The 1,071-nt window shown below is 60.0% G+C and carries 1 protein-coding gene; it reads right to left on the bottom strand.

The genetic code is table 11. The annotated features are described in order from the left end of the window. Positions 1-8: 8 nt before the first annotated feature. The gene (locus tag ACF8MI_RS09135) at positions 9-1,037 is read right to left on the bottom strand and encodes an IS30 family transposase (protein ID WP_058199151.1); all 1,029 of its coding nucleotides are present in this window, start codon (positions 1,035-1,037) and stop codon (positions 9-11) included. Positions 1,038-1,071 lie beyond the last annotated feature (34 nt).

Below are 1,071 nucleotides of genomic sequence, written 5' to 3'. Positions count from 1 at the left end.
CAACACGGTTATTGATTTGAAGCTGGAGCATGATGCCGCATAGCCATGGCTTCCTGCATCACCTCGCCCATGACTTCGATCGGGCACTTGAAATCGAAGCGTTTACGGGGGCGCATATTCAGCTCCAAGGCGATGGCATTCAATTGCTCTTGACTGTGTACCGACAAGTCAGTCCCCTTGGGCAGGTACTGGCGGATCAGGCCGTTGATGTTTTCGTTGCTACCGCGCTGCCAGGGGCTGTGCGGGTCGCAGAAGTAAATAGCGACCCCTGTCTGCTGGGTGATTTCAGCATGCCGCGCCATCTCCCGGCCCTGGTCGTAGGTCATGCTCTTGCGCATCGCCAGCGGCATGCTGTTGAGCGCTGCACTGAAGCCCTCCATCGCCGAGGTCGCCGTTGCGTCGTTCATCTTCATCAGCATCAGGTAGCCACTGGTGCGCTCCACCAACGTGCCTACCGACGAGGCGTTGGCCTTACCCTTGATCAGGTCGCCCTCCCAATGCCCCGGCATCAGCCGGTCTTCGATCTCTGGCGGGCGAACATGAATGCTGACCATCTCAGGGATCTGGCCGCGCCGATCCACGCCACCAGAGCGCGGCCGGCGCGTCGTCTTGCCTTGGCGCAGGCAGACGATCAGCTCCTTGCGCAACTCGCCGACCGGCAAGGCATAGATCGCGTTATAGATCGTCTCACGACAGACGTAGGCATCTCTGAGGTTGGGTATGGTCATGCTGCGCAGCTTGCCGGCAATCTGCTCGGGAGACAAACGCTTACGCAGCATGTGGGCCACCAGTTCGAAGCGCTCGCTGCCCGGCAGAAGCTTGCGCTTGGGGCGACAAACCTGGCGCCGAATGTTCATCTGTTGCTGGGCGCAGCGGGCCGAGTAAGCACCACTACTGCCTCGATTGCGCTTCAGCTCTCGGCTGATGGTCGAGGGCGACCTGTCAATCAGGCGAGCAATGCCGCGCAGGCTGAAGCCTTGAGCTTGACTGAGTTGAATGATGGCGCGCTCTTCGACGCTGAGTTCGGAATAGGACATAGGGGCAGCACCGTACCGGAAAGGTCAGGTGTTG

It is taken from the genome of Pseudomonas sp. yb_9, assembly GCF_043103635.1.
GTDB lineage: Bacteria > Pseudomonadota > Gammaproteobacteria > Pseudomonadales > Pseudomonadaceae > Aquipseudomonas > Aquipseudomonas monteilii.
Note: the sequence above shows the minus strand (reverse complement) of the source record. Positions and strands in the feature narration are given on the sequence as shown.